This window comes from Paenibacillus sp. NRS-1781 (genome assembly GCF_050467745.1).
GTDB lineage: Bacteria > Bacillota > Bacilli > Paenibacillales > Paenibacillaceae > Paenibacillus > Paenibacillus terrae_A.
The window spans coordinates 44,054-63,884 of the sequence record NZ_JBITPI010000038.1; the positions used below are offsets into that span (position 1 = coordinate 44,054).

Sequence of the window (19,831 nt, forward strand, 5' to 3'; positions counted from 1 at the left end):
CGAAAAAAATTGCGGATTAGCGTGTAAATGATCGAACCAGGATAAAATGAATGTTATCATGATGTAATTGAAGTGATATTTTATATTTTCAGAAAAGGATGATTGTTATTATGAATCGGTTTGCCAATACAGTAATGGTTGCCGCAGATATGACCAAATCCCGGATTTTATGGATTGCCTTTGTTCTGGGAGCGTTGAGCGCTTTCGGACCCTTGTCCATAGATATGTATTTGCCATCATTGCCTACATTAGCCAACAATTTGCATACGACGACTTCTCTGGCCCAGCTCAGTCTGACCGCCTGTTTGTTGGGGCTGGCAGTCGGGCAGCTCGTTGCTGGGCCGCTGAGTGATGTAAGAGGACGTAGAGGTCCGCTGGTCGTATCGCTTGTCCTGTACGCCGCTGCTTCACTGTTATGCGTGTTTGCGCCGAATATCGGCGTGCTGATCGGGCTGCGCTTTATTCAGGGGCTTACCGGGTCTGCGGGGATCGTCATCTCCAGAGCCGTTGCGCGTGATCTATATTCGGGCAAAGAGCTGACGCGCTTCTTTTCGCTGCTCATGCTGGTGAACGGTGTGGCTCCGATTGCTGCTCCTGTGCTGGGCGGTGTAATTTTGAATTTTGTATCCTGGCGCGGTGTGTTCATGGTGCTTTGCGTAGTCGGTGTGGCTATGTTAATTGCCGTTGTGTTGGGGCTTCCGGAAACACTGCCTGTCAGCCGCCGTTCATCGGGTGGTTTGAAGCAGACGCTTCGTACACTCGGTCATCTTTTTACGGATCGGCGCTTTATGGGATATGCCTTCTCGCAGGCGCTCATTACAGGAGCCATGTTTGCGTACATCGCTGGCTCGCCGTTCGTGCTTCAGGATATTTTCGGGGTTTCACCTCAGACATACAGTATTATTTTCGCGGTGAATGGTTTGGGGATTGTACTGTTTTCTCAATTGACCGGGAGGCTTGTGGGCCGTTTCAGCGAACGGCAGCTGCTCTTATCGGGTTTGGTGATTGCGGCTGTAGCCGGAATTAGCTTGCTTACTGTAGCTTTTACCGGAGGTCAACTGTTTGCTATTCTAGTTCCGCTATTCTTTGTTGTTTCCTGCGTCGGGATCGTGAGTACCACCACCACTTCATTGGCAATGCAAAGCCAGCAGCGCTCCGCAGGCAGTGCGTCCGCTATGCTCGGCTTGCTGCCTCTGTTGCTTGGCTCCATCGCTTCGCCGCTGGTGGGCTTGGGCAGTGGAACAACCCCCATACCGATGGCTATCGTCATCGCTATAGCGGAAGTTGGTGCGTTGTTAAGCTTTATGGTACTTGCCCGAGGAAGTGCGCGCGAAGGTCTGAAATAAGGCAAACAGGGGACATTTTTCTGGAAGGTTGACATACCCCATAGGGGTATATTATGCTAGAAGCATATTACAAATGCATGGATGCATATACACAACACAGGAGGCTAATGTATGGCTGAAGAGCAACCTGTTTCCAACGCTGAAGTCCATGAGGCTCATTGCGGAACAGAAGGGGAAAAGACCGTCAGAAAAAGTCATCACTCGGCAGAATTCAAGAACAGTCTTACATCCCGATTGAACCGTATTGAAGGTCAGGTTCGGGGAATCAAGGGCTTGATCGAGAAGGATACCTATTGTGACGATGTGCTGAACCAGATTGCGGCTGTCCAGTCCGCCCTGAATGGTGTCGGCAAGCTGCTGCTGGAAGGGCATATGAAAAGCTGTGTCATTGAGCGCATGCAGGCCGGAGAGCCGGAAGTGATTGATGAGCTGCTGGTTACGGTCAAGAAGCTGATCCGTTAAGAGCAATATCCATACACATGAATCGGGTACACGAAGTATCCAGGAGGAGGAAACACAATGGCACAAGTAACATTGAACGTAGAGGGCATGAGCTGCAATCATTGCGTGAAAGCAGTAGAAGGAGCCTTGGAGAAAGTCGGCGCTTCCGGCAAGGTCAGTCTTGAAGCGAAACAAGTGGCTGTAGAATACGACGAGTCCAAGCTGAACGTGGAAGCGTTGAAAACCGCAATTGAAGACCAAGGCTATGACGTCGTTTAAGATTGAAGAAATGGGTACATGAACATGTTTTACAAGGAAAAGCTTCCATATAGGAGCTTTTTCTTTTGATCACAAATATACCCCATAGGGGTATATGGAGGAGGGGTATCATGGAAAACCGTGTGACGGATGGTGACAAGCAGACAACGCTTCATATTACAGGGATGTCCTGTGCTGCCTGCGCAGCCCGGATTGAAAAGGGGCTGAATCGAATAGACGGCGTGGCGCAGGCTAATGTAAATCTGACCATGGAGCAGGCATCGATTTCGTATGATCCAAAGCAGGTGGATATTCCTGATTTTCGCGATAAAATTGCTTCACTTGGTTTTGGAACTGTGAGTGAGGAAGCCAATCTGAATGTGACAGGCATGACATGCGCAGCCTGCGCAACCCGTATTGAGAAGGGGCTTAATCGGATGCCGGGTGTGACAGGAGCTACGGTGAATTTGGCGATGGAAACAGCTCATGTGGAATATGCGGCGGGGAGTATTGCAGTCAATGATCTGGTGAGCAAGATTGAACAGCTTGGCTATGGAGCCATTCCACAAAGTGCCGAAGATAACATTGCAGATGTGCGCAGCAAGGATATGAATCGTAAAAAGTGGAAGTGGATCGTCTCGGCGGTGCTGTCGCTTCCGCTGTTGTGGGCGATGGTGGCTCATTTCTCCTTTACCTCATGGATTTATGTGCCTGGCTTATTTCTGAATCCGTGGTTCCAGCTTGTGCTGGCTACACCGATCCAGTTTATCATTGGATGGCAGTTTTACGTGGGAGCGTATAAGGCGCTGCGCAATGGCGGCTCCAATATGGATGTACTGGTTGCTCTGGGCACGTCTTCCGCCTATTTTTACAGCTTGTATCTCACCCTGCGTCCGTCTACCGTGATGGACAGCATGGGAGGTATGGCAGGGATGCCTGTCATGAAAATGCCTGAGCTGTACTATGAGACAAGCGCGGTGCTGATTACGCTTATTCTCGTCGGTAAATGGTTCGAAGCAGTAGCCAAGGGCCGTTCGTCCGAGGCGATTAAGAGTCTCATGAGTCTCCAGGCGACGACGGCGCGTGTGGTACGTAATGGGCAAGAGCTTGATATACCGATTGAGCAGGTTCGTGTGAAGGACATTTTTATTGTACGTCCCGGCGAGAAAATCCCTGTCGATGGTGTGGTTGTGGACGGACGCTCGGCAGTGGATGAATCTATGCTGAGTGGCGAAAGTCTTCCGGTGGAAAAAGAAGCGGGTTCTGTGGTCACAGGAGCTACGCTCAATAAAAACGGTGTACTTCGTATCCAGGCTGAGCGTGTGGGGGGCGATACGGCATTGGCCCGTATTATTAAGGTCGTGGAGGATGCGCAAAATTCCAAGGCACCGATTCAGCGGATCGCTGATCAAATATCAGGAATTTTTGTCCCAATCGTTGTAGCTATAGCGGCAATGGCCTTTATCGTCTGGTTTTTCCTTGTAACTCCAGCAGATTTTGCAGGCTCCCTGGAGAAAATGATTGCAGTTCTCGTCATTGCATGTCCTTGTGCGCTCGGATTGGCTACGCCAACGTCTATTATGGCGGGTTCGGGACGTGCCGCAGAGTATGGCATTCTGTTCAAGGGCGGCGAGCATCTGGAAATGACCCGCTCCATCAACGCGGTGGTACTGGATAAGACGGGTACGGTTACGAACGGCAAGCCGGTGCTGACGGATGTTATGGTCGGAGAAGGAAGCTTGAGTGAAACGGATCTGCTGCGGTTGTTGGCTGCGGCGGAAAAAAGCTCGGAGCATCCACTGGCGGAAGCCATTGTAAGAGGGATTACGGATCGCGGCATTGAGCTAGCAGAGCCAACGGATTTTGAAAATATTCCGGGCTATGGCGTGATGGCTCATGTGGAAGGCAAGCAGGTACTGGCAGGTACCCGTCGATTGATGAGCAGGGAAGGCATCGCGATAGCTGACTCTGCCGAGCAGCATATGCATGAGCTGGAGAACGCGGGCAAAACAGCCATGCTGATTGTAGTGGACGGTTCCTATGCCGGACTGGTAGCCGTGGCAGATACGATCAAGGAAACGTCACGGGAGGCGGTTGCCCGTCTGCGTGCGATGAACATTGAGGTTATCATGATTACGGGTGACAATGAACGGACCGCGCGGGCAGTTGCTGCCGAGGCCGGAATTGAGCGGGTGCTGGCTGAGGTGCTGCCGGAGGGCAAGGCTGAAGAAGTAAAACGGCTTCAGGAGCAGGGACTGATCGTAGCCATGGTGGGCGATGGTATTAATGACGCGCCCGCGCTGGCTACCGCTAATATCGGGATGGCGATGGGGACGGGTACGGATGTGGCGATGGAGGCTGCGGATATCACGCTTATGCGCGGCAACCTGAACAGCATTCCCGATGCGATCGAAATGAGCCGCCGTACGATGACGAATATCCGGCAAAATCTGTTTTGGGCGTTAGGTTATAACGTAATCGGCATTCCGATTGCTGCCTTGGGCTTCCTTGCCCCGTGGCTGGCGGGAGCAGCTATGGCATTTAGCTCTGTTTCGGTGGTGTTGAATGCCCTGCGTCTCCAACGGGTGAAACTGTAGATAAAATCAAGGGCTGTCCTTAGGGCAGCCCTTTTTTTAAAATTCAAACCCCAAGTAACGGTTCTTTGATAGAATGGAATTACACGATTCAAAGAGGAGGATAAACTATTCTTCTAAAGGTTTTTATATTGTATGAGTATTCAGTCAATAATAGGAATATAATTAAGTATTAGCAAGATGGGGAGGAGCGATAATTTTGAATCATATAAATGATTTATATATTGAAAATTTTCGTGGAATTAAAGATTTAGAACTGAAGAATTTGAGTCAGTTCAATCTTTTAGTGGGGAAGAATAATGTGGGTAAGACTTCCATTTTAGAAAGTATTGAATTAATAACAAGTCCAGGGGATATATTTCAGCTTATTGCTACTTCTAAAGGGAGAGATAGAACATTTTCAATATTATCTCGGAAACTATCGACAGTAGACTCTGTTCTATGGACTTTCCCAGTTGCCTTTTACGGGGCTGTTAATGAGTTAGTCAGGGAACGTATTAATTTAGGAGCGAAATTAGAATCGGGATTTATAGAATGTAATATTGAATGTCATGAAACATCTGTTATGGATTTAACGAATAGTGTGAAACAACAGGAGAACATTGGAGAAGTAGAAGAAGAACGAGCAGTTGAAATCATGTTTAGAACTAAAGTACTCAATGATGAAGTAGAGCAAAAGTATTTGATTACCGATTCACAAAGAGTTATGCGAAGAGATCGGAAAAATGTTATTTTCAAGACAAATCTGGTATCTCCCGTGGATCACCGTGTATTGCCTATCTCAGCAAAAGCGATTTCAGCAACTATTATGACGGGAAATAAAAATAGTATTATTAACTTACTACAAGATTTTGATGAAAATATTGAGGGAATAGAGATATTAGATCCTAATGGCAACAGATCTACTCCTTATTTTAAGCATAGGACGATGGGATATGTTCCGATTACGGTCTATGGTGATGGTGTGCGGAGAATTTTAACTATTGCAACCGCTATATTACAGTCTAAAAACGGTGTGTTGTTAATAGATGAAGTTGAAACTGCCATACATTCCAAACTATTTAAAAAGTTCTTTGATTGGCTTGTCAGCAATTGTAAAGATTTTAATGTACAGCTATTTGTAACAACTCATAGTTTAGAAGCCCTTGATGCGATATTGTCAGCAGATACAAAAAATTTAAACGAGCTTACTACCTATAGATTAGAGAAACTTTTGTCAGATAGCAGAACATATTCAAAAAGGTTTATAGGTGAGGATATGTACTCATTGAGATATGAGCTGGGTCAGGATGTGAGGTAAGCAAATGGAATATGCATATTTGGTTGTCGAAGGTCCTCACGATGTTGAAGTAGTGGGGAAAGTCTTGAAATCGAATGGTTTTAAAAGAGTTCAACAACTTTCTAAATTAGACGAGTACTGACTAGATATAATACCAAAGAACTTTCCTCCTGAAGGCGATTTACTAAAAAGAGTTTCTATTCCAGTTTTCTTTCAGAGCAACAACTTGTCAGTCGCTGTACACTCTGCCGGAGGAATAACCAAAATAGCTAAAGTGCTGAGGTTAACTTTGTTAAATATTTTGCGGAAGGAAAATGGTTTTTTAAGTGCAGTTGGCGTTCTGATTGACGCGGATGATGAAGAAGCCAAGATAAGTTGTCAAAATATCATTCAGACTTTAGGAGATGACGACTTAGCGTTTTCGAATATAGGATATCCAGGTGAGATTATAGAAAATATCCCTCGTATAGGAATACATGTTTTCCCTAATAATAGAGATAAAGGCACATTGGAGGATGCATTAATTCAGTGTGCTGAAGTTGTGTATCCAGAGATTTTAAAAGGTGCCTTAAACTATGTGAATAATATCGATGACCAGTATAGACATAATTGGGGAGTAACAGACGAGGCAAAAGTTGTAGTTGGTTGCATAGCTAATATTTTAAAACCAGGAAAAGCAAATCAAGTCTCTATACAAGACAATGATTGGATTTCCTCAAGCACATTGGTCCTGATACCAGTCAAAGAAATTACTGACTTTTTGAAAAACTTACTAAGGTACTGAGTGAATGTAGAAAGAACTTTGACTCATATAGATATTTATAAGATTTGGGCAGCGACATTATTAGAATACAAATAGACCATTTTTTTAGCAAGTAAACAAGGATTAACCTCCTGAGTGCTTGCTTTTTTGTTATGTTCAGCCCTTTTTCATAGAATCCTTCCTTGCTAAATGGCTTATAGTTGCTTATCATTCCCGAAAGTTTCATAATACTTGTAGTAATGCCATGCAAACATGCAAAACCTCTTCGTATACGCACAGCTTGACACAGATAAAAAGCTTATATTATGGATTAGGAGTGAAGCAGTCATGAATGATACGATTTCCTTGTTGATGAATCATCGGTCTGTACGAAAATTCAAGTCAGATGCCGTTACCGACGAGCAGCTCGCAGCTATTGTGGCAGCAGGCCAGATGGCTTCCTCGTCCAGCAATGTACAGGCTTATACCGTCATTGCCGTTACAGAGCCTTCTTTGAAAACAAAACTGGCTGAGTTGGCAGGTGGTCAGGCTTACGTTGAGCAATGCCCGGCGTTCCTTGTGTGGTGTGCAGATTTGTACCGCTTGAAGCAGGTCACGGTTCATCATCAACCGGGCAAGTCCTCCTATGAAGGTTCCGTCGAAAATTACACGGTTGCGACCATTGATGCCGCGTTAGCTGCACAGAATGCAGCCGTGGCCGCCGAATCACTCGGTTTGGGCATGGTCTACATCGGGGGCATCCGTACAAAAATAGCCGAGGTATCCGAGCTGTTGGGATTGCCTGAGCTGGTATATCCGGTGTTCGGCATGTGTATTGGTGTACCGGATCAGGAAGGGAGCTTACGTCCACGTCTTCCGCTGTCCGGTGTTTTGCATATGAACGGCTACGACAAAAATCAGACGATGAAAGCTGTGGATCTGTATGATCACACATCGGCTGAATATTTGAAGGAACGCACAGGTGGCCAGCGGTCTACTCCATGGTCAGAGCAAATGGCAGCAAGACTGACCGAGCCTGCACGTTTGCAGATGAAGTCTTTTTTGGAGCAAAAGGGATTTTTGAAGCAATAAAGGTCGGGTAAGCGATAAAAATAACGCAGCAACATATAAATGGCATGAGCCATAGGTATGTTTGAAAAATACAAAGAATCTCCTTTTGCGCATGATGAAGTCCGCGTAATAGGAGGTTCTTTGTTTTTGTTGTAAGCTGGCTTGTATATCTTTTCAGGGAATAGCTGATATGGCTTTATAAATTAGACAATGCGTAAAAGCGTCTCGTATTGTCATAAAATAATTGCCGAACGACAGTTTCATTTTGACCTGTCAGCCTGCTATACGCCCGAATGACTTCGGCGGTCATGCATGGATGGGTCTGTTGTCCGGAAAAAGGCCCCTCAAAGGGCCAAGGGCCGTCCGTTTCCGCCATCACCTGCCCGGATGGATACTGTATTGCCAAGCCTCGGATTTCATCCTCATACAAGAGATCCGGTGTGAAGGAGACATAATAGCCGTTACGGGCCATGCGTTCGGTCGTGGCGGGAGAGCCTTTAAACCAATGGAAATGCGCCTGCGTAACGCCGTGGCGTTCCAGTAAGTCGCAGGCAATGTCCGCGTCCTCATAGACGGCATGCAGTACAATCGGCTTGTTATGTTTTCCCGCAAATCGGACAAAACGTTCCAGCAGTTCTATGTAAGGAGCAAGGTCAAAGGAAACGGCTCTCTCCAAGGCTTCCAGCCGATTATAGTAGGGCAAGCCGACCTCACCTATGGCGACCATATGCTCTGCATGCTTGTCCATCCAGTTGAATAACAGATCGAGCTCAGCTTGCGATGGAAGAGGCTGTTCGGGATGAAAGCCAAAGGCGGGTCGTACCAGCCCGGGAAAACGCTCAGATAAGCACAAATTGGCCCGGCTGGAGGCGAGATGCATGGACACGGCTATGACGGCTTCGACGCTGCTATCTGCAAGCGAAGCGAGCAATAGCTCTTGCTGCTCGGACGGATAGCCATCCACATGAATGTGCGCGTCGATTAGAGGCGCCGGTACTGGCGTCGTCGTTGGCGCTGCCGTGTCCAGTTTCTTATTCTTCGAGTCATTCATAACGGCTTGCCCCATTACCTGAAGCATCCTCACGGACGCCTCCAGTGTTGTCCATGTCGCCTTCCAGTCTGTACTTTTCCTCGCGCATCCAGCCTGTCATTTTCCGCTTCCATTCGATAAAGCGCGGGTCGATGGTGATTTCTTCCCTGCGAGGGCGAGGGAAGGGAACGTCTACGATGTGTATCACCGAAGCAGGTCGCGCCGACAGTACATAGATACGGTCGGAGAGCAGCAACGCTTCCTCAATGCTGTGGGTAATAAACAGCACAGAGCGGCGGTTCTTCTCCCACATCCGCAGGAGCCATTGTTGCATGTCTCCGCGCGTCAGCGCGTCCAGTGCGCTGAACGGCTCATCCAGTAGCATCAGCTCTTGCGGACTGAGTAGCGCGCGCAGGAAAGCCGCCCGTTGCTGCATGCCGCCAGAGAGCGTATGCGGATACGCCTTAGCGAATGGGCCAAGCCCAACCTGCTCCAGCCATTGCAGGGCTTCCTTACGGCGTTCGCGTTCGCTGCTGTGCCGAGGCTGCGCTGTTGTATCTTTACGCCGCGCATTTTCCTGCCCGAGCAGCACGTTGTCCAGCGTGGTACGCCACGGGAAAAGCGCGGGCTGCTGGGGCATATAGCTGATATGCCCGCGTTCGCCGGTCACGTCCTGTCCGTGCATACGGATGTGCCCCTGCTGGGGCTTGAGCAGCCCGCCGATGATGTGAAACAGTGTGCTTTTGCCGCTGCCGGACGGGCCGATCAGGGAGACGAATTCCCCAGGTCGAACGCTCAAGGATACATCCTGCAATACAGGCAGCGGGCTTCGCTTTTCCCGGAAGGCCAGGCTAATACCGTCCAGTTCCAAGGCTGGAGAAGTGGAAGAATGCTCCTGCGGTTCCACGGCTCGTTGGACTCGTTTTTCATCAGCCATATTTTGCGGTGATAAGTTAGTAGGATGCAGACTCATACATGCCACGTCCTTTCTTTGGTATCCTTTGATTCCACTTGGAAGCTATTCCTGGTCGGGTTTCCAACGTACCAGCCATTTTTCCAGCAGTAGAATAGCTACGAACATTAACAAACTAAGTGTAACAATAATGCCAATGGCGGCAAAAATCAGATCCGTGCGGTAGGCCGACTTTTGCAGGTTCATATAATATCCAATTCCTTCACTGGCGCCGATCCATTCCGCAATGATCGCGCCCATTACGCTGTATGTGGCGGCAATCTTGATGCCCGAAAATACTTGTGGCAGGGAATGCGGCAGCTCCAGCTTCATGAAAATAGTCATGCGGCCTGCGCCCGACATGCGCATATAGCTCATCATCGTGCGGTCCGTCCTCGTCAGCCCGTCCATGGCCGCTACAGCCACAGGAAAAAAGCAGACCAGTGTAATAACCATCAGCTTGGGCAACACGCCAAAACCAAACCACACCATCAGCAACGGGCCGAGAGCGATGGTCGGAATGTTTTGACTAAGAATGAGCAGCGGATACAGAGCCGATTTGAGAAAAGGGATGGTATGAAGAACAATGGCAATCAATAATCCCGTTGCTGTGCCGATCGTAAATCCCGCCAGCGTTAAGCGAACGGTAGCCCAAGTATGGGCGCCAAGTAGCGCCGACTGGGCCATTCCTTCCTGCACGATTAGGGACGGAGCTGGCAGTAGCCAGGATTCAACATGTAAATAGGAAACCGCTCCCTGCCAGGCGGCTAAAAAGAAGAGGACCGCCACAAGGGGCGGCCATACGCTTTTCCACCAAGAAGCGTTTTTGCCTTTCGGATTCATGGGCGATATTTCTCGGTCAGCTTATCCATGCTGATGCCCTGCGGGTTATGTGCGATTTTGATTTGTGAAATGATGCTTGGACTGCCTGCTTCTGTCAGTGCCTCGTGCATTTCTTTAACCACCTTTAGCAGCTCGTCCAGCTCGCCTTCCATGGTCGTATCCAATGGGTTCACCTGATGTTTGACACCGGAGCGCTGAATAACTTCAATTGCCTTATCTACATATGCGTAAGAGTCCTCGTTATTGGGGGTTTTAGGAATTACTTGAATACTGAGCAGTGTGTTAGCCATGTGAATTCACCTGTCCTTTATTTGGAGTGTTTTTAGGGAAATATGGTGGTTTAAGGGGGGGAGACCGCTTCGCTTCTTCAGATTCAAATGTAACGCTACGCTGCCAACCGCCTTAAAAGCACCATATTTTTGGGTTTTATTGGTGTGGCATTTTTATAAAAGCGAAACAAGCATAAGAACGAAGTAGGCGGAATGGTGCTTTACAAGCGAAGCACCATCCGACTGCGTAGTGGCGCAAAGGCTACTTTTAAGCTCGATTTACAAGATCAGCGCTTGGGCAGGAAGTCGTTGGTGAAGGCTTTATTGACTTCCAAAGGCTTGCTGAGCAGCTTGCGCTCGTACATCCAGTCCGAGTAGTTTTTCCAGACCTCCGTTTTTTGTACGCCCCATTGGGCGGCATCGTCCTGATAACGCGGGCTTAGCCATTTTTGGCTGGCGAGTACCAGCTTTTTATCCAGTTCCGGAACCGCTTTGGTCAAGATGTCTGCGGCTTCTTCCGGGTGAGCGATGGTATATTCATAGCCTTGGGCGGTCGCGTCCATGAAGGACTTGACCAGCTCGGGATCATTTTTAATGGTCTGTTCGTTGCTCACGATGACGGGTGTATAGTAATCCAGACTTTTGGAATAATCTTTTACATACAGCATATCCAGTGGTTCACCCCGTAGTTGGGCTTCAATCCCGGTCCATGCGTAGAAAATCCAGGCAAAGTCGATATCCCGCTTCACGGCTGTAAAATAATCGGCATTGCCCATGTTAATGATCTTCACCTTGCTTACATCGCTCTTGTCTGCGTCCATGATGGATTTCATGACCGCTTCTTCTACGGGCGAACCCCAGCCGCCGTATTTTTTACCTTCAAAATCCTTCGGGCTCTTAATCCCGCGGTCAACCGGGGCTGCGAAGCCTGATGTATTATGCTGAATGACCGCAGCGATGGATACGAGCGGTACCCCTTGCGTACGAGCTTGTGTGACGCCCTCCTGATAACTGATACCAAAAGGTACAGCATTGGAAGCAACCATTTGATCGGCTCCGCCCGAACCGGGCTGAACGATCTGGACATTCAAGCCTGCTTTTTCGTAAAATCCTTTGTCCTTGGCGACATAGAGTCCCGTATGATTCGTATTTGGCGTCCAGTCGAGCACGACTTTTACATCCTGGAGTCCCTTGGTCGGGGAGGTCGCTTGGGTATTGGCGGCAGGAGCCGCACCTTGTGGCGCAGAGGAGGAGCTTCCGCCGCAGGCGGTCAGAGTCAGGGTCATGAGCAACAGGCTGATCAGCCCCAGGCTTAACATTTTCATGCGCTTCATCGTTGTTTTCTCTCCTTTTATTACCCGTAATCCGTCGGATCAGACAGCTTATGTTTCCCATTTTACAAAAATAACTTCTGCCGGACGCTATCTGTTCCAACAACAACATCATCCTCAACAAAAAAAAGCGCCCCGATGTTCCGGGACGCTTGCGCTTGTATATACCAAAGTAAGGGATGGCCCACCGTAGTAAGAAAAAGGGGGCGCATCTTGCTTAAGCATTCCTACGCTGGCATTACCCAGATCAGGTTGTAAGGGTCAGTGTCTTGGGACACACTCTCAGCCGGCCGATTCCAGCACCCCTGGCATTGTATAGTCAAATGGGTTATTCATTCGGGTTTACTACGACGATTATATGCCTAGAAGGCGGGTCTGTCCAGCATGGGGGAAGAAGTGACGGTTCATTTGCCGCACGTCAGGGTACACTTTTATTGTGAGCTTTGTTCTGAAAATGACTATGATCCTTCGGTTCAAGGCATGGCATTCACAGGAATTCTAATTTGCGAAAAGGAGTTGTTGTACCGTGGGTAAAACGGAAACATTGGATCGCAGCCAACTGGAACAAGCCATTGTAAAGGCTTTGGATAACAACAAATTTTGCTCGTTGGGTACGGTGGAGGGCGGCAAGCCGAAGGTACGCTATATGGCTCTTTTTAACGAAGGGCTGAACATTCATCTCGCGACAGATCGCAAAACACATAAGGTGGAAGAGCTGAAGGATAATCCAAACGCTTATCTGCTGCTGGGCTATGAGGTTGGCGGTACGAAGGAAGTCGTGGAGGTTGAGGCTACTGTCCGGGTAACAGCTGACGAGGAACTCCGTAAACAAGTGTGGAATGATTCGCTAAAGGAATGGTTTTCTGGCCCAGATGACCCCGATTATGTCATTCTGGATGTGAATCCGACTCGTATTGAGTATATGGGTAAGCAAAACGGACGTCAGGTTTGGGAGAAATAGAACGGTTAGAATATGAGGAAACCAGCAATTCTCCGAGTTATTTGGGAGGTTTGCTGGTTTTTTAAGTTTACGGAAAATTAATTATTTTTTCATAAATAAATGGAGTAAATGACTACTCATTTGTCCGTCATTGGATTAAAATAGGAATGGTGGGTTCAAAGCTTACATATATGTGCAAAAGCATGTGTATGACGCCTACACCTTAATGAGGAGGGATATATTTTGATATTTCATAAAAAATGCTTTAGAGGGCTTACAGCAGTAGTTGTAGCCTGTAGCATGCTGGTGTTTTCGGCCGCTCCGTCCTGGGCTGCCAGCGAATCCAAGGATAGCGGTACAGTGAATTTGCGCATCATGGAAACAACAGATATTCATGCGGCCTTGATGAATTACGATTACTATGCGGACAGGGAAACGAATGAATATGGCTTGATTAACACAGCTGGACTGATTCAGCAGGCGCGCAGTGAAACAAGAAACAGCCTGTTGTTCGATAACGGCGACTTGTTGCAGGGCAATCCACTAGGTGATTATATGGCCAGAAGCAAAGCCTTCGAGAAAGAGGGCGGAGTCCATCCGGTCTACAAGATGATGAACTTGATGGGCTATGATGCGGCTACGGTGGGGAATCACGAATTTAACTATGGTCTCGACTTTCTGGAAAGATCACTCAAGGGAGCCGATTTCCCTTACGTAAATGCGAACGTGTATTACGATGATGGGGGCCAAGGAACTAAAAATTATTTTACCCCTTATCGGATTCTTGATAAAGAAGTGACGGATGAAAAGGGTCAAATTCATCCACTCAGAGTGGGCGTGATTGGCTTGGTAACGCCCCAAATTACGCAGTGGGATGAAGGCAATTTGAAGGGGAAGGTCGTTACCAAGGATATTGTGGAAACGGCGAAAAAGTTTATTCCTCAAATGAAAACCGAGGGTGCTGACATTATTATTGTGCTGGCACACACAGGTTATGAGGATGTACCACAAACTCCGATGATGGAAAATGCCGTTAAATATTTGAGCAAGGTGGACGGAATTAACGCTATTCTGTTTGGACATGCGCATAAATCCTTCCCCGGCCCTGATTTTAAAGAAATGAGTGGTGTAGACCTGGATAAAGGAACGATTAATGGTGTACCAGCTGTGGAAGCTTCCTCATGGGGCAAGGAACTGGGCATTATTGACCTGAGCCTGGAAAAGAAAAACCGCGTGTGGAATGTAACCAACTCTCAGTCGGAAGTACGTCCGGTTGTGAATACCAAAAATCAGACTGCGCAGATCAAACCCGAATTCAAACTGACAGATGCGATCAATGAAGAGCATACAGGAACGCTGGATTATGTTCGTCAACCAGTAGGAACCACGACCGCACCGATTAACAGTTATTTTGCATTAGTTCAGGATGATCCATCCATTCAGATCGTGACGAATGCACAAAAATGGTATGTACAAAACCATCTTAAAGGGACCGAATACGAAAATCTTCCCGTATTGTCGGCTGGCGCTCCATTCAAGGCTGGTGGTCGAAACGGTGCTGAGTATTACACCAACATTCCTGAAGGCACGATAGCCATTAAAAACGTGTCCGATCTGTACGTGTACCCGAACACAGTTCAAGCCGTAGAAGTTACCGGTGCTGAAATTCAGGAATGGCTGGAGTGGTCTGCTGGCCAGTTCAACCCTATCGATCCAAAGAAAACCGATGAACAATCGCTGATTAACAAAGATTTCCCTACCTACAATTTTGATGTCATTGACGGTGTAAAGTACCAGATTGATGTGACTCAGCCTGCACGATATGATGCGAAGGGAACCGTTATTAATCCTTCTGCTCATCGTATCAAGGATTTACAATACAACGGGAAAGCAATTGATCCTGCACAGAAATTTATCGTAGCGACCAACAACTATCGTGCTTCCTCATCCAAACTGGCGAATCCGGATGGCAAACGTATTGTGATGGCAGCACCGGACGAAAGCCGCCAAGTCGTTATTGATTACATCCGTACGAACGGAACGATTAATCCGGCTGCGGACGGCAACTGGTCTATTGCTCCTTTCGGTGAGGCTAAGGTTACCTTCGAATCCTCGCCTGATGCAAAAGACGTACTTGCCGGAAACCAGAAAATCTCATTCCTTGGCAGTGCGGCTGATGGCTTTGCCAAATATAGTCTTAAAGCTGGCGCGAAGCCCAATGCAGCAACAACTCCTGTAAAGGAAACAGTCACTTCAGCGAAAGCAACAGCGAAGCCAGCCGTAAAAGCGACCAAACCTGCGGTAGCTCAACCAGCTAAAACCACCAAACCAAAGGCTTCCAAATAAGTCTGGGTTTCTGGTCCATTTAAATTCAAAATGAAGCAGCAAGTCTCCGTAGCCGAGAGACTTGCTGCTTTTTGGTTCCACGTATAACGGCACTTGAATTTATAATTGGTGCAAAAGACTTTATTTTTTGTTAAAACACGTATTTATATAGTTCTTTTGTTCTAGTTATTTGTGATATAATGGTGAAAAAATCGGAAAATTGTTCCGAGGAGGACCATTATGACTTGCAGCAATTGCAGCATCATATTACCTATTAAGGACCAGGGATTGCTGAAAATCAGGCATTCGAGGGTGTCGCTTACTCAAGTGCTGGGTAACTTGGGTTTGCTGTCGGAACAAAGGAAACAGGAACAAGGGCGCGAGGACGGCATTACGTTGCGTTATGACAGTCCTGCGGAGCTGGAGCAGTTGATGGATAGGCTTGCTTTTCTGCCGAAGGAATGGTTGTTACATATGGAGGTCGTGGTGGCCGGATCGTTTTCTGTCGAAGGATATGAGGACTGGCTTCCATTCAGTCAACTGCAAGCACGAATCAAGCATCCAGATGTCATGAATGTTATTGTGGATCAAAGCTTTTCCAGCCATATGCAGCCTATTATTGACCACAAGCTGGACATTATCGGGTTTGAATTTTTGTTGCGTCCGTCACATCCACAGAGATCCTTTCAGCCTTTTCGGCTGTTTGAAACCGCACGTGAAGCCGGATTACACGCACATCTGGATCGGTCGGCCCGTATTTCTGCGATTGAAAAAAGTGCAACATGCCTTCCTGCGGGAATCAAACGTTTTATTAACTTTCTTCCTTCCACCATTTATAATCCGACCTACTGTTTGAATCAAACCTTTGAGACGATTGATCGGTTGTCCATGAATACGGAGGATTTTGTATTTGAAGTTGTAGAGACGGAAGAAATAAATGATCTGAATTTTTTAAATCATATTTTTGAGCAATATCGTAAGCGTGGAATTTCGGTGGCATTGGATGACGTGGGAGCGGGTTATTCTACGACAGAGCTGATGAATCGGCTCCAGCCGGATTATGTGAAAATTGACCGGAGTTTAATTAATGGCTGCTACCGTAACAGCGACCAGCAACGACAAATTACGGGGATCGTGGAATCGGCTTTTCATTTTGGCGGGCAAGTACTGGCTGAAGGAGTCGAGCAGATGGAAGATTTTGAGTTTTGTCGTGAAGCAGGAGTATCGCTGGCTCAGGGTTATTTGTTTGGCAAGCCGGAGTCGAGTCCGCCCTCCAATTTTATGCTTAATAGCGTAATGTAGTCAGATACAAATATAAACCGTATTAGACAGTGCTTATATCACCATTAATGTAAAAAACGCGAGTTGCAGAGGTTTTTTCACCCCTGCAACTCGCGTTTTTTGGTCTATGCTTGCCTACCTGAGCAAGTAATGGGCAAGCGAAAGCTATCAGTAAAGATTGACGTTTTGAAGACAATCGGATACAGTGTATTTTATAGGAAACATCGTTTCTTTTGCAGTACAGTGTATCCATGGTGAGTAAAAAGTTAAAAATTGCAGGGAGGATAACCAAAATGAAAGCAGTGCAACTGAAAAACGGTTTTGGCTTTGAAGAATTAGCCTTGCGTAACTCGACATACTCGTAGGGACGGACTGTGAGCATGGTCGGGTTCTTACCGGGCTTGACCATTTCTCGCCATCGTTTACATCCTGTCATCGACCGGGTATTCCCGCTCAGCCAAATCGGCGAAGCCTTCGCACTTTATAGCTGAAGGAAAGCATTATTTCGGTAAAATCGTCGTTCAAATCTAAATATTATTCACATCACTTAGGAGGCACTCTAATGCCCAGTAAACCTGATTTGTCTGTCAAAGATTCTCAAGGAAGAAAAAATAAGAAGCCGCGTAGATGGGTACGAAGAACCGGATTGTCGCTGCTGGTGGTCATCCTTCTGGGAGTGGTTACTTTTATGCTCATCCCTTCCCCTGTCCAACCTGCAAAATGGCTTGCACCTTCACCCCCCTCTTTTGAAGAAGCGGGGCCATGGCAACAAAACAATAAACTTAGCTCCGCAGAGCTTGTTACAGATGCCCCTAAGTTTCCGGAATTTATCACTTTTGATAAGAAAGGAAATTTATATACGGGAGACTCCGACGGGAAAATTTATAAGGTTGCCTTTGATACAAAGGGCAATCCGCAAAAGGCCCAGCTATATGCAGATACCAAAGGGACGCCCAATGGACTTATGTTTGACGCAAGCGGAAATCTGATTGTTACGGATGTTAAGAAGGGGCTGCTGTCAGTAGATCCTTCCGGAAACGTGACGGTGTTGGCCGATCAAGTCGACGGCACACCGATCTATTTGGCCAATGAGCTGGATATTGCCAAAGACGGCACTATTTATTTTTCTGACACCTCCAATTATGGCAGTGTAGTTTTCAAAGAAATCGCCGAGAACAAGCCACATGGACGTTTGCTAAAATATGATCCGGCGACCAAGCAGACGACAGTTCTGTTGGAAGGCCTATATTTTGCGAACGGGGTTGCCCTGTCTGCGGACGAAGATTTTGTGCTTGTGGCAGAGTCGTATCACTATCAATTGACCAGATACTGGCTCAAAGGACCGAAAAAGGGGACTTCGGATATTTTTGCGGATAATCTCGCCGGTTTTCCGGATAACATTACGCGTGATGATCAAGGCCATTTCTGGGTCGGTCTCTTCACAACACGTATTCCCTTTGTAGATCAGATGCATAAAAGTCCTTGGCTAGCTGGAATGATGGCCAAATTGCCTCAATCGCTGCTCAGCGGTGCAAGCGCACCTGTGAAGCATGGGCTTGCTTTGGAGCTTCATCCACAGGGTAAACTCATCGGAAGCTGGCATGATCCTGAAGGCTCGCTTTATGGCATAACCACGGCTGTAAACCATGACGGATATTTATATATAGGCACAGCTCCTGGAGGCAGTCAGGGTGTTCATCGCGTGCTTTTAACCAAATAAGCTTGGGAGGGTTAAACATGATATTGGATGAGTTGAAATTATCCTGGAAAGCGAAGGAAAGCCTGGCGGGCTGCCCTTTATGCACTGGAGCAGCCGGAGCATGTCAACATTCCGGAGTTGACCATTATGCCTTCGAGGCAGGTCCAGCGGTTCAAATAGAGCGGTATGTATTCTGCTAATCCAAAAAGCGCAAGTTACAGGGGGAAAATAACCCTTGGACTCGCGCTTTTTTTTACACTAATGACGAAGCGTACACTGTCCAATAAATTTTAAAACTGTATAGCTATAGTGTGATGACGTACAGGCCCAACGGCGTGGTTGCACTGCCTGCAATCATAAAACTTAGAGAATAGCTGGACTTGCCGGGGGGCACGCTGATATCAGCCAATCGACATACCTTGGTATTATCTCGTAGCAGAGGGATACCATATACATGATCATCCACACGCACAGACCCGGCGAACGCTCCCCCACGCGGATTGGCGTAGATGCGGACCGTACGTTTCTCGTGACCGTCGTTGACGATGGGAATCGTAGCGTTATATATGACACCGAATTGTCCACGATTATCAAGCCCAGGGCTTAGCTCGCTGCGAGCCCCAGTAAATAGTAGATCGGCGGGAGTCTCACCGTTCAATTTTTTGGTGGCACATGCTCGGTAGTTAGCGCTTTGCCCGACCACGTACTCCGGCATCCGCGCGTTTGTTTCGGAAAAGGACCATGTACCGCGCGGATGCGCCTGCGGCGGCGGTACGGGTGGTAGCGGCTCCGCATGAATCTCGCGCAGGTCGGTCTGTATATCCTTGCTGACCACGGTGCGGATTACATAGTTCAACGTACCGTGGCCTTCGGCATATTCCACAGTGAGATCATAGGTGAATCCGGCCAGCGATCCTTCTGGCAGCTCGAATTCTTCCAGCAGCGCTGTACCTTTGCCTAATTTATGACGGTCTACCGGCTTCAATCGCTTCATCGTACCCGCCACACAGCTTTTGGCAATAGACTGCCCGACATCCATAATCCAGTTACCATCCTCAGGTGCGATCTCTAAAGCCCGCTCGATATGACGTACCTCCAGCGCAGCATCGCTTTTGTTCTCTACGGTGATGCCCAGTTTGACGGGGGCGCCAATTTTGTTGTAATGCCAGCCGAAAATGCGATGCTTGACCGTCCGGGTTGTTGTGCGTACTACGTCATGCCACAGGGTGGCTTGCCGTACAGGTACAGTCACGGAGGTGAGCGTCTCCGGGTTATCGCTAAGCATCAGGCGGCGCTTTCCCCCTTCGGTGGCTGATTCCACATCCACATTGATATTTGGCGGGATCACAGCCGACTCCACAATCAGATCCTTTGTCTCTTTGGGGCGATGGTTCATGTGAGTTCCTCCTTTGATTTAGAGAATGGGACCG

The 19,831-nt window shown here is 47.7% G+C and carries 18 protein-coding genes and 1 riboswitch; of the genes, 12 read left to right on the forward strand and 6 right to left on the reverse strand.

Features of this window, described 5'->3' with window-relative positions:
• Positions 1 to 110 precede the first annotated feature (110 nt).
• The 7 genes from ACIFO6_RS14310 to nfsA all read left to right on the forward strand — a co-directional run bounded on the left by ACIFO6_RS14310 (position 111) and on the right by nfsA (position 7,752).
• A complete protein-coding gene (locus tag ACIFO6_RS14310; RefSeq protein WP_430041310.1) occupies positions 111 to 1,346 on the forward strand; it encodes a multidrug effflux MFS transporter in 1,236 nt (411 codons plus the stop codon).
• A gap of 111 nt (positions 1,347 to 1,457) precedes the next feature.
• Positions 1,458 to 1,808: a metal-sensitive transcriptional regulator gene (locus ACIFO6_RS14315; RefSeq protein WP_283654317.1), complete on the forward strand. Its 351-nt coding sequence runs from the start codon at positions 1,458 to 1,460 to the stop codon at positions 1,806 to 1,808.
• A gap of 57 nt (positions 1,809 to 1,865) precedes the next feature.
• Positions 1,866 to 2,066, forward strand: a complete 201-nt coding sequence (locus ACIFO6_RS14320; RefSeq protein ID WP_025683234.1) for a copper ion binding protein — start codon at positions 1,866 to 1,868, stop codon at positions 2,064 to 2,066.
• A 110-nt stretch (positions 2,067 to 2,176) separates the two neighbouring features.
• Positions 2,177 to 4,642: a heavy metal translocating P-type ATPase gene (locus ACIFO6_RS14325; RefSeq protein ID WP_430041312.1), complete on the forward strand. Its 2,466-nt coding sequence runs from the start codon at positions 2,177 to 2,179 to the stop codon at positions 4,640 to 4,642.
• 196 nt (positions 4,643 to 4,838) lie between these two features.
• A complete protein-coding gene (locus tag ACIFO6_RS14330) occupies positions 4,839 to 5,939 on the forward strand; it encodes an AAA family ATPase (RefSeq protein ID WP_430041313.1) in 1,101 nt (366 codons plus the stop codon).
• A 178-nt stretch (positions 5,940 to 6,117) separates the two neighbouring features.
• Positions 6,118 to 6,702, forward strand: coding sequence for a DUF3226 domain-containing protein (locus ACIFO6_RS14335; RefSeq protein ID WP_430041387.1), 585 nt, complete (start codon positions 6,118 to 6,120; stop codon positions 6,700 to 6,702).
• Positions 6,703 to 7,008: 306 nt separating this feature from the next.
• Positions 7,009 to 7,752, forward strand: a complete 744-nt coding sequence (gene nfsA, locus ACIFO6_RS14340; protein ID WP_430041314.1) for an oxygen-insensitive NADPH nitroreductase — start codon at positions 7,009 to 7,011, stop codon at positions 7,750 to 7,752.
• 175 nt (positions 7,753 to 7,927) lie between these two features.
• Here the strand turns inward: nfsA and ACIFO6_RS14345 are convergent, their stop codons facing one another.
• The 5 genes from ACIFO6_RS14345 to ACIFO6_RS14365 all read right to left on the reverse strand — a co-directional run bounded on the left by ACIFO6_RS14345 (position 7,928) and on the right by ACIFO6_RS14365 (position 12,159).
• Positions 7,928 to 8,782: a TatD family hydrolase gene (locus ACIFO6_RS14345; protein WP_430041389.1), complete on the reverse strand. Its 855-nt coding sequence runs from the start codon at positions 8,780 to 8,782 to the stop codon at positions 7,928 to 7,930.
• A complete protein-coding gene (locus ACIFO6_RS14350) occupies positions 8,775 to 9,734 on the reverse strand; it encodes an ABC transporter ATP-binding protein (RefSeq protein WP_430041316.1) in 960 nt (319 codons plus the stop codon). The genes ACIFO6_RS14345 and ACIFO6_RS14350 overlap by 8 nt, the downstream gene beginning before the upstream one ends.
• Before the next feature lie 45 nt (positions 9,735 to 9,779).
• Positions 9,780 to 10,556, reverse strand: coding sequence for an ABC transporter permease (locus tag ACIFO6_RS14355; RefSeq protein ID WP_430041317.1), 777 nt, complete (start codon positions 10,554 to 10,556; stop codon positions 9,780 to 9,782).
• Complete coding sequence (locus ACIFO6_RS14360) at positions 10,553 to 10,846, reverse strand: MTH1187 family thiamine-binding protein (protein ID WP_014279449.1); 294 nt, start codon at positions 10,844 to 10,846, stop codon at positions 10,553 to 10,555. Before ACIFO6_RS14360 ends, ACIFO6_RS14355 begins: the two co-directional genes overlap by 4 nt.
• A gap of 266 nt (positions 10,847 to 11,112) precedes the next feature.
• Positions 11,113 to 12,159, reverse strand: a complete 1,047-nt coding sequence (locus ACIFO6_RS14365) for an ABC transporter substrate-binding protein (protein ID WP_430041319.1) — start codon at positions 12,157 to 12,159, stop codon at positions 11,113 to 11,115.
• A gap of 204 nt (positions 12,160 to 12,363) precedes the next feature.
• Positions 12,364 to 12,473, reverse strand: a riboswitch (TPP riboswitch).
• Positions 12,474 to 12,682: 209 nt separating this feature from the next.
• Here ACIFO6_RS14365 and ACIFO6_RS14370 point away from each other — a divergent pair.
• The 5 genes from ACIFO6_RS14370 (at position 12,683) to ACIFO6_RS14390 (ending at position 18,601) form a co-directional block, all read left to right on the forward strand.
• Positions 12,683 to 13,117, forward strand: coding sequence for a pyridoxamine 5'-phosphate oxidase family protein (locus tag ACIFO6_RS14370; RefSeq protein ID WP_430041321.1), 435 nt, complete (start codon positions 12,683 to 12,685; stop codon positions 13,115 to 13,117).
• 279 nt (positions 13,118 to 13,396) lie between these two features.
• On the forward strand, positions 13,397 to 15,442 hold the full coding sequence (locus tag ACIFO6_RS14375; protein ID WP_430041391.1) for a bifunctional 2',3'-cyclic-nucleotide 2'-phosphodiesterase/3'-nucleotidase: 2,046 nt from the start codon (positions 13,397 to 13,399) through the stop codon (positions 15,440 to 15,442).
• A 219-nt stretch (positions 15,443 to 15,661) separates the two neighbouring features.
• Positions 15,662 to 16,723, forward strand: a complete 1,062-nt coding sequence (locus ACIFO6_RS14380) for an EAL domain-containing protein (protein WP_430041322.1) — start codon at positions 15,662 to 15,664, stop codon at positions 16,721 to 16,723.
• Positions 16,724 to 17,264: 541 nt separating this feature from the next.
• Positions 17,265 to 18,422: an SMP-30/gluconolactonase/LRE family protein gene (locus tag ACIFO6_RS14385; RefSeq protein WP_430041323.1), complete on the forward strand. Its 1,158-nt coding sequence runs from the start codon at positions 17,265 to 17,267 to the stop codon at positions 18,420 to 18,422.
• Between the two features lie 17 nt (positions 18,423 to 18,439).
• Positions 18,440 to 18,601 (forward strand): hypothetical protein, encoded by a 162-nt coding sequence (locus ACIFO6_RS14390; RefSeq protein WP_430041324.1) that lies wholly within the window; start codon positions 18,440 to 18,442, stop codon positions 18,599 to 18,601.
• 104 nt (positions 18,602 to 18,705) lie between these two features.
• Here ACIFO6_RS14390 and ACIFO6_RS14395 read toward each other — a convergent pair whose 3' ends face one another.
• Positions 18,706 to 19,797 (reverse strand): hypothetical protein, encoded by a 1,092-nt coding sequence (locus tag ACIFO6_RS14395; protein ID WP_430041326.1) that lies wholly within the window; start codon positions 19,795 to 19,797, stop codon positions 18,706 to 18,708.
• Positions 19,798 to 19,831: the final 34 nt, after the last annotated feature.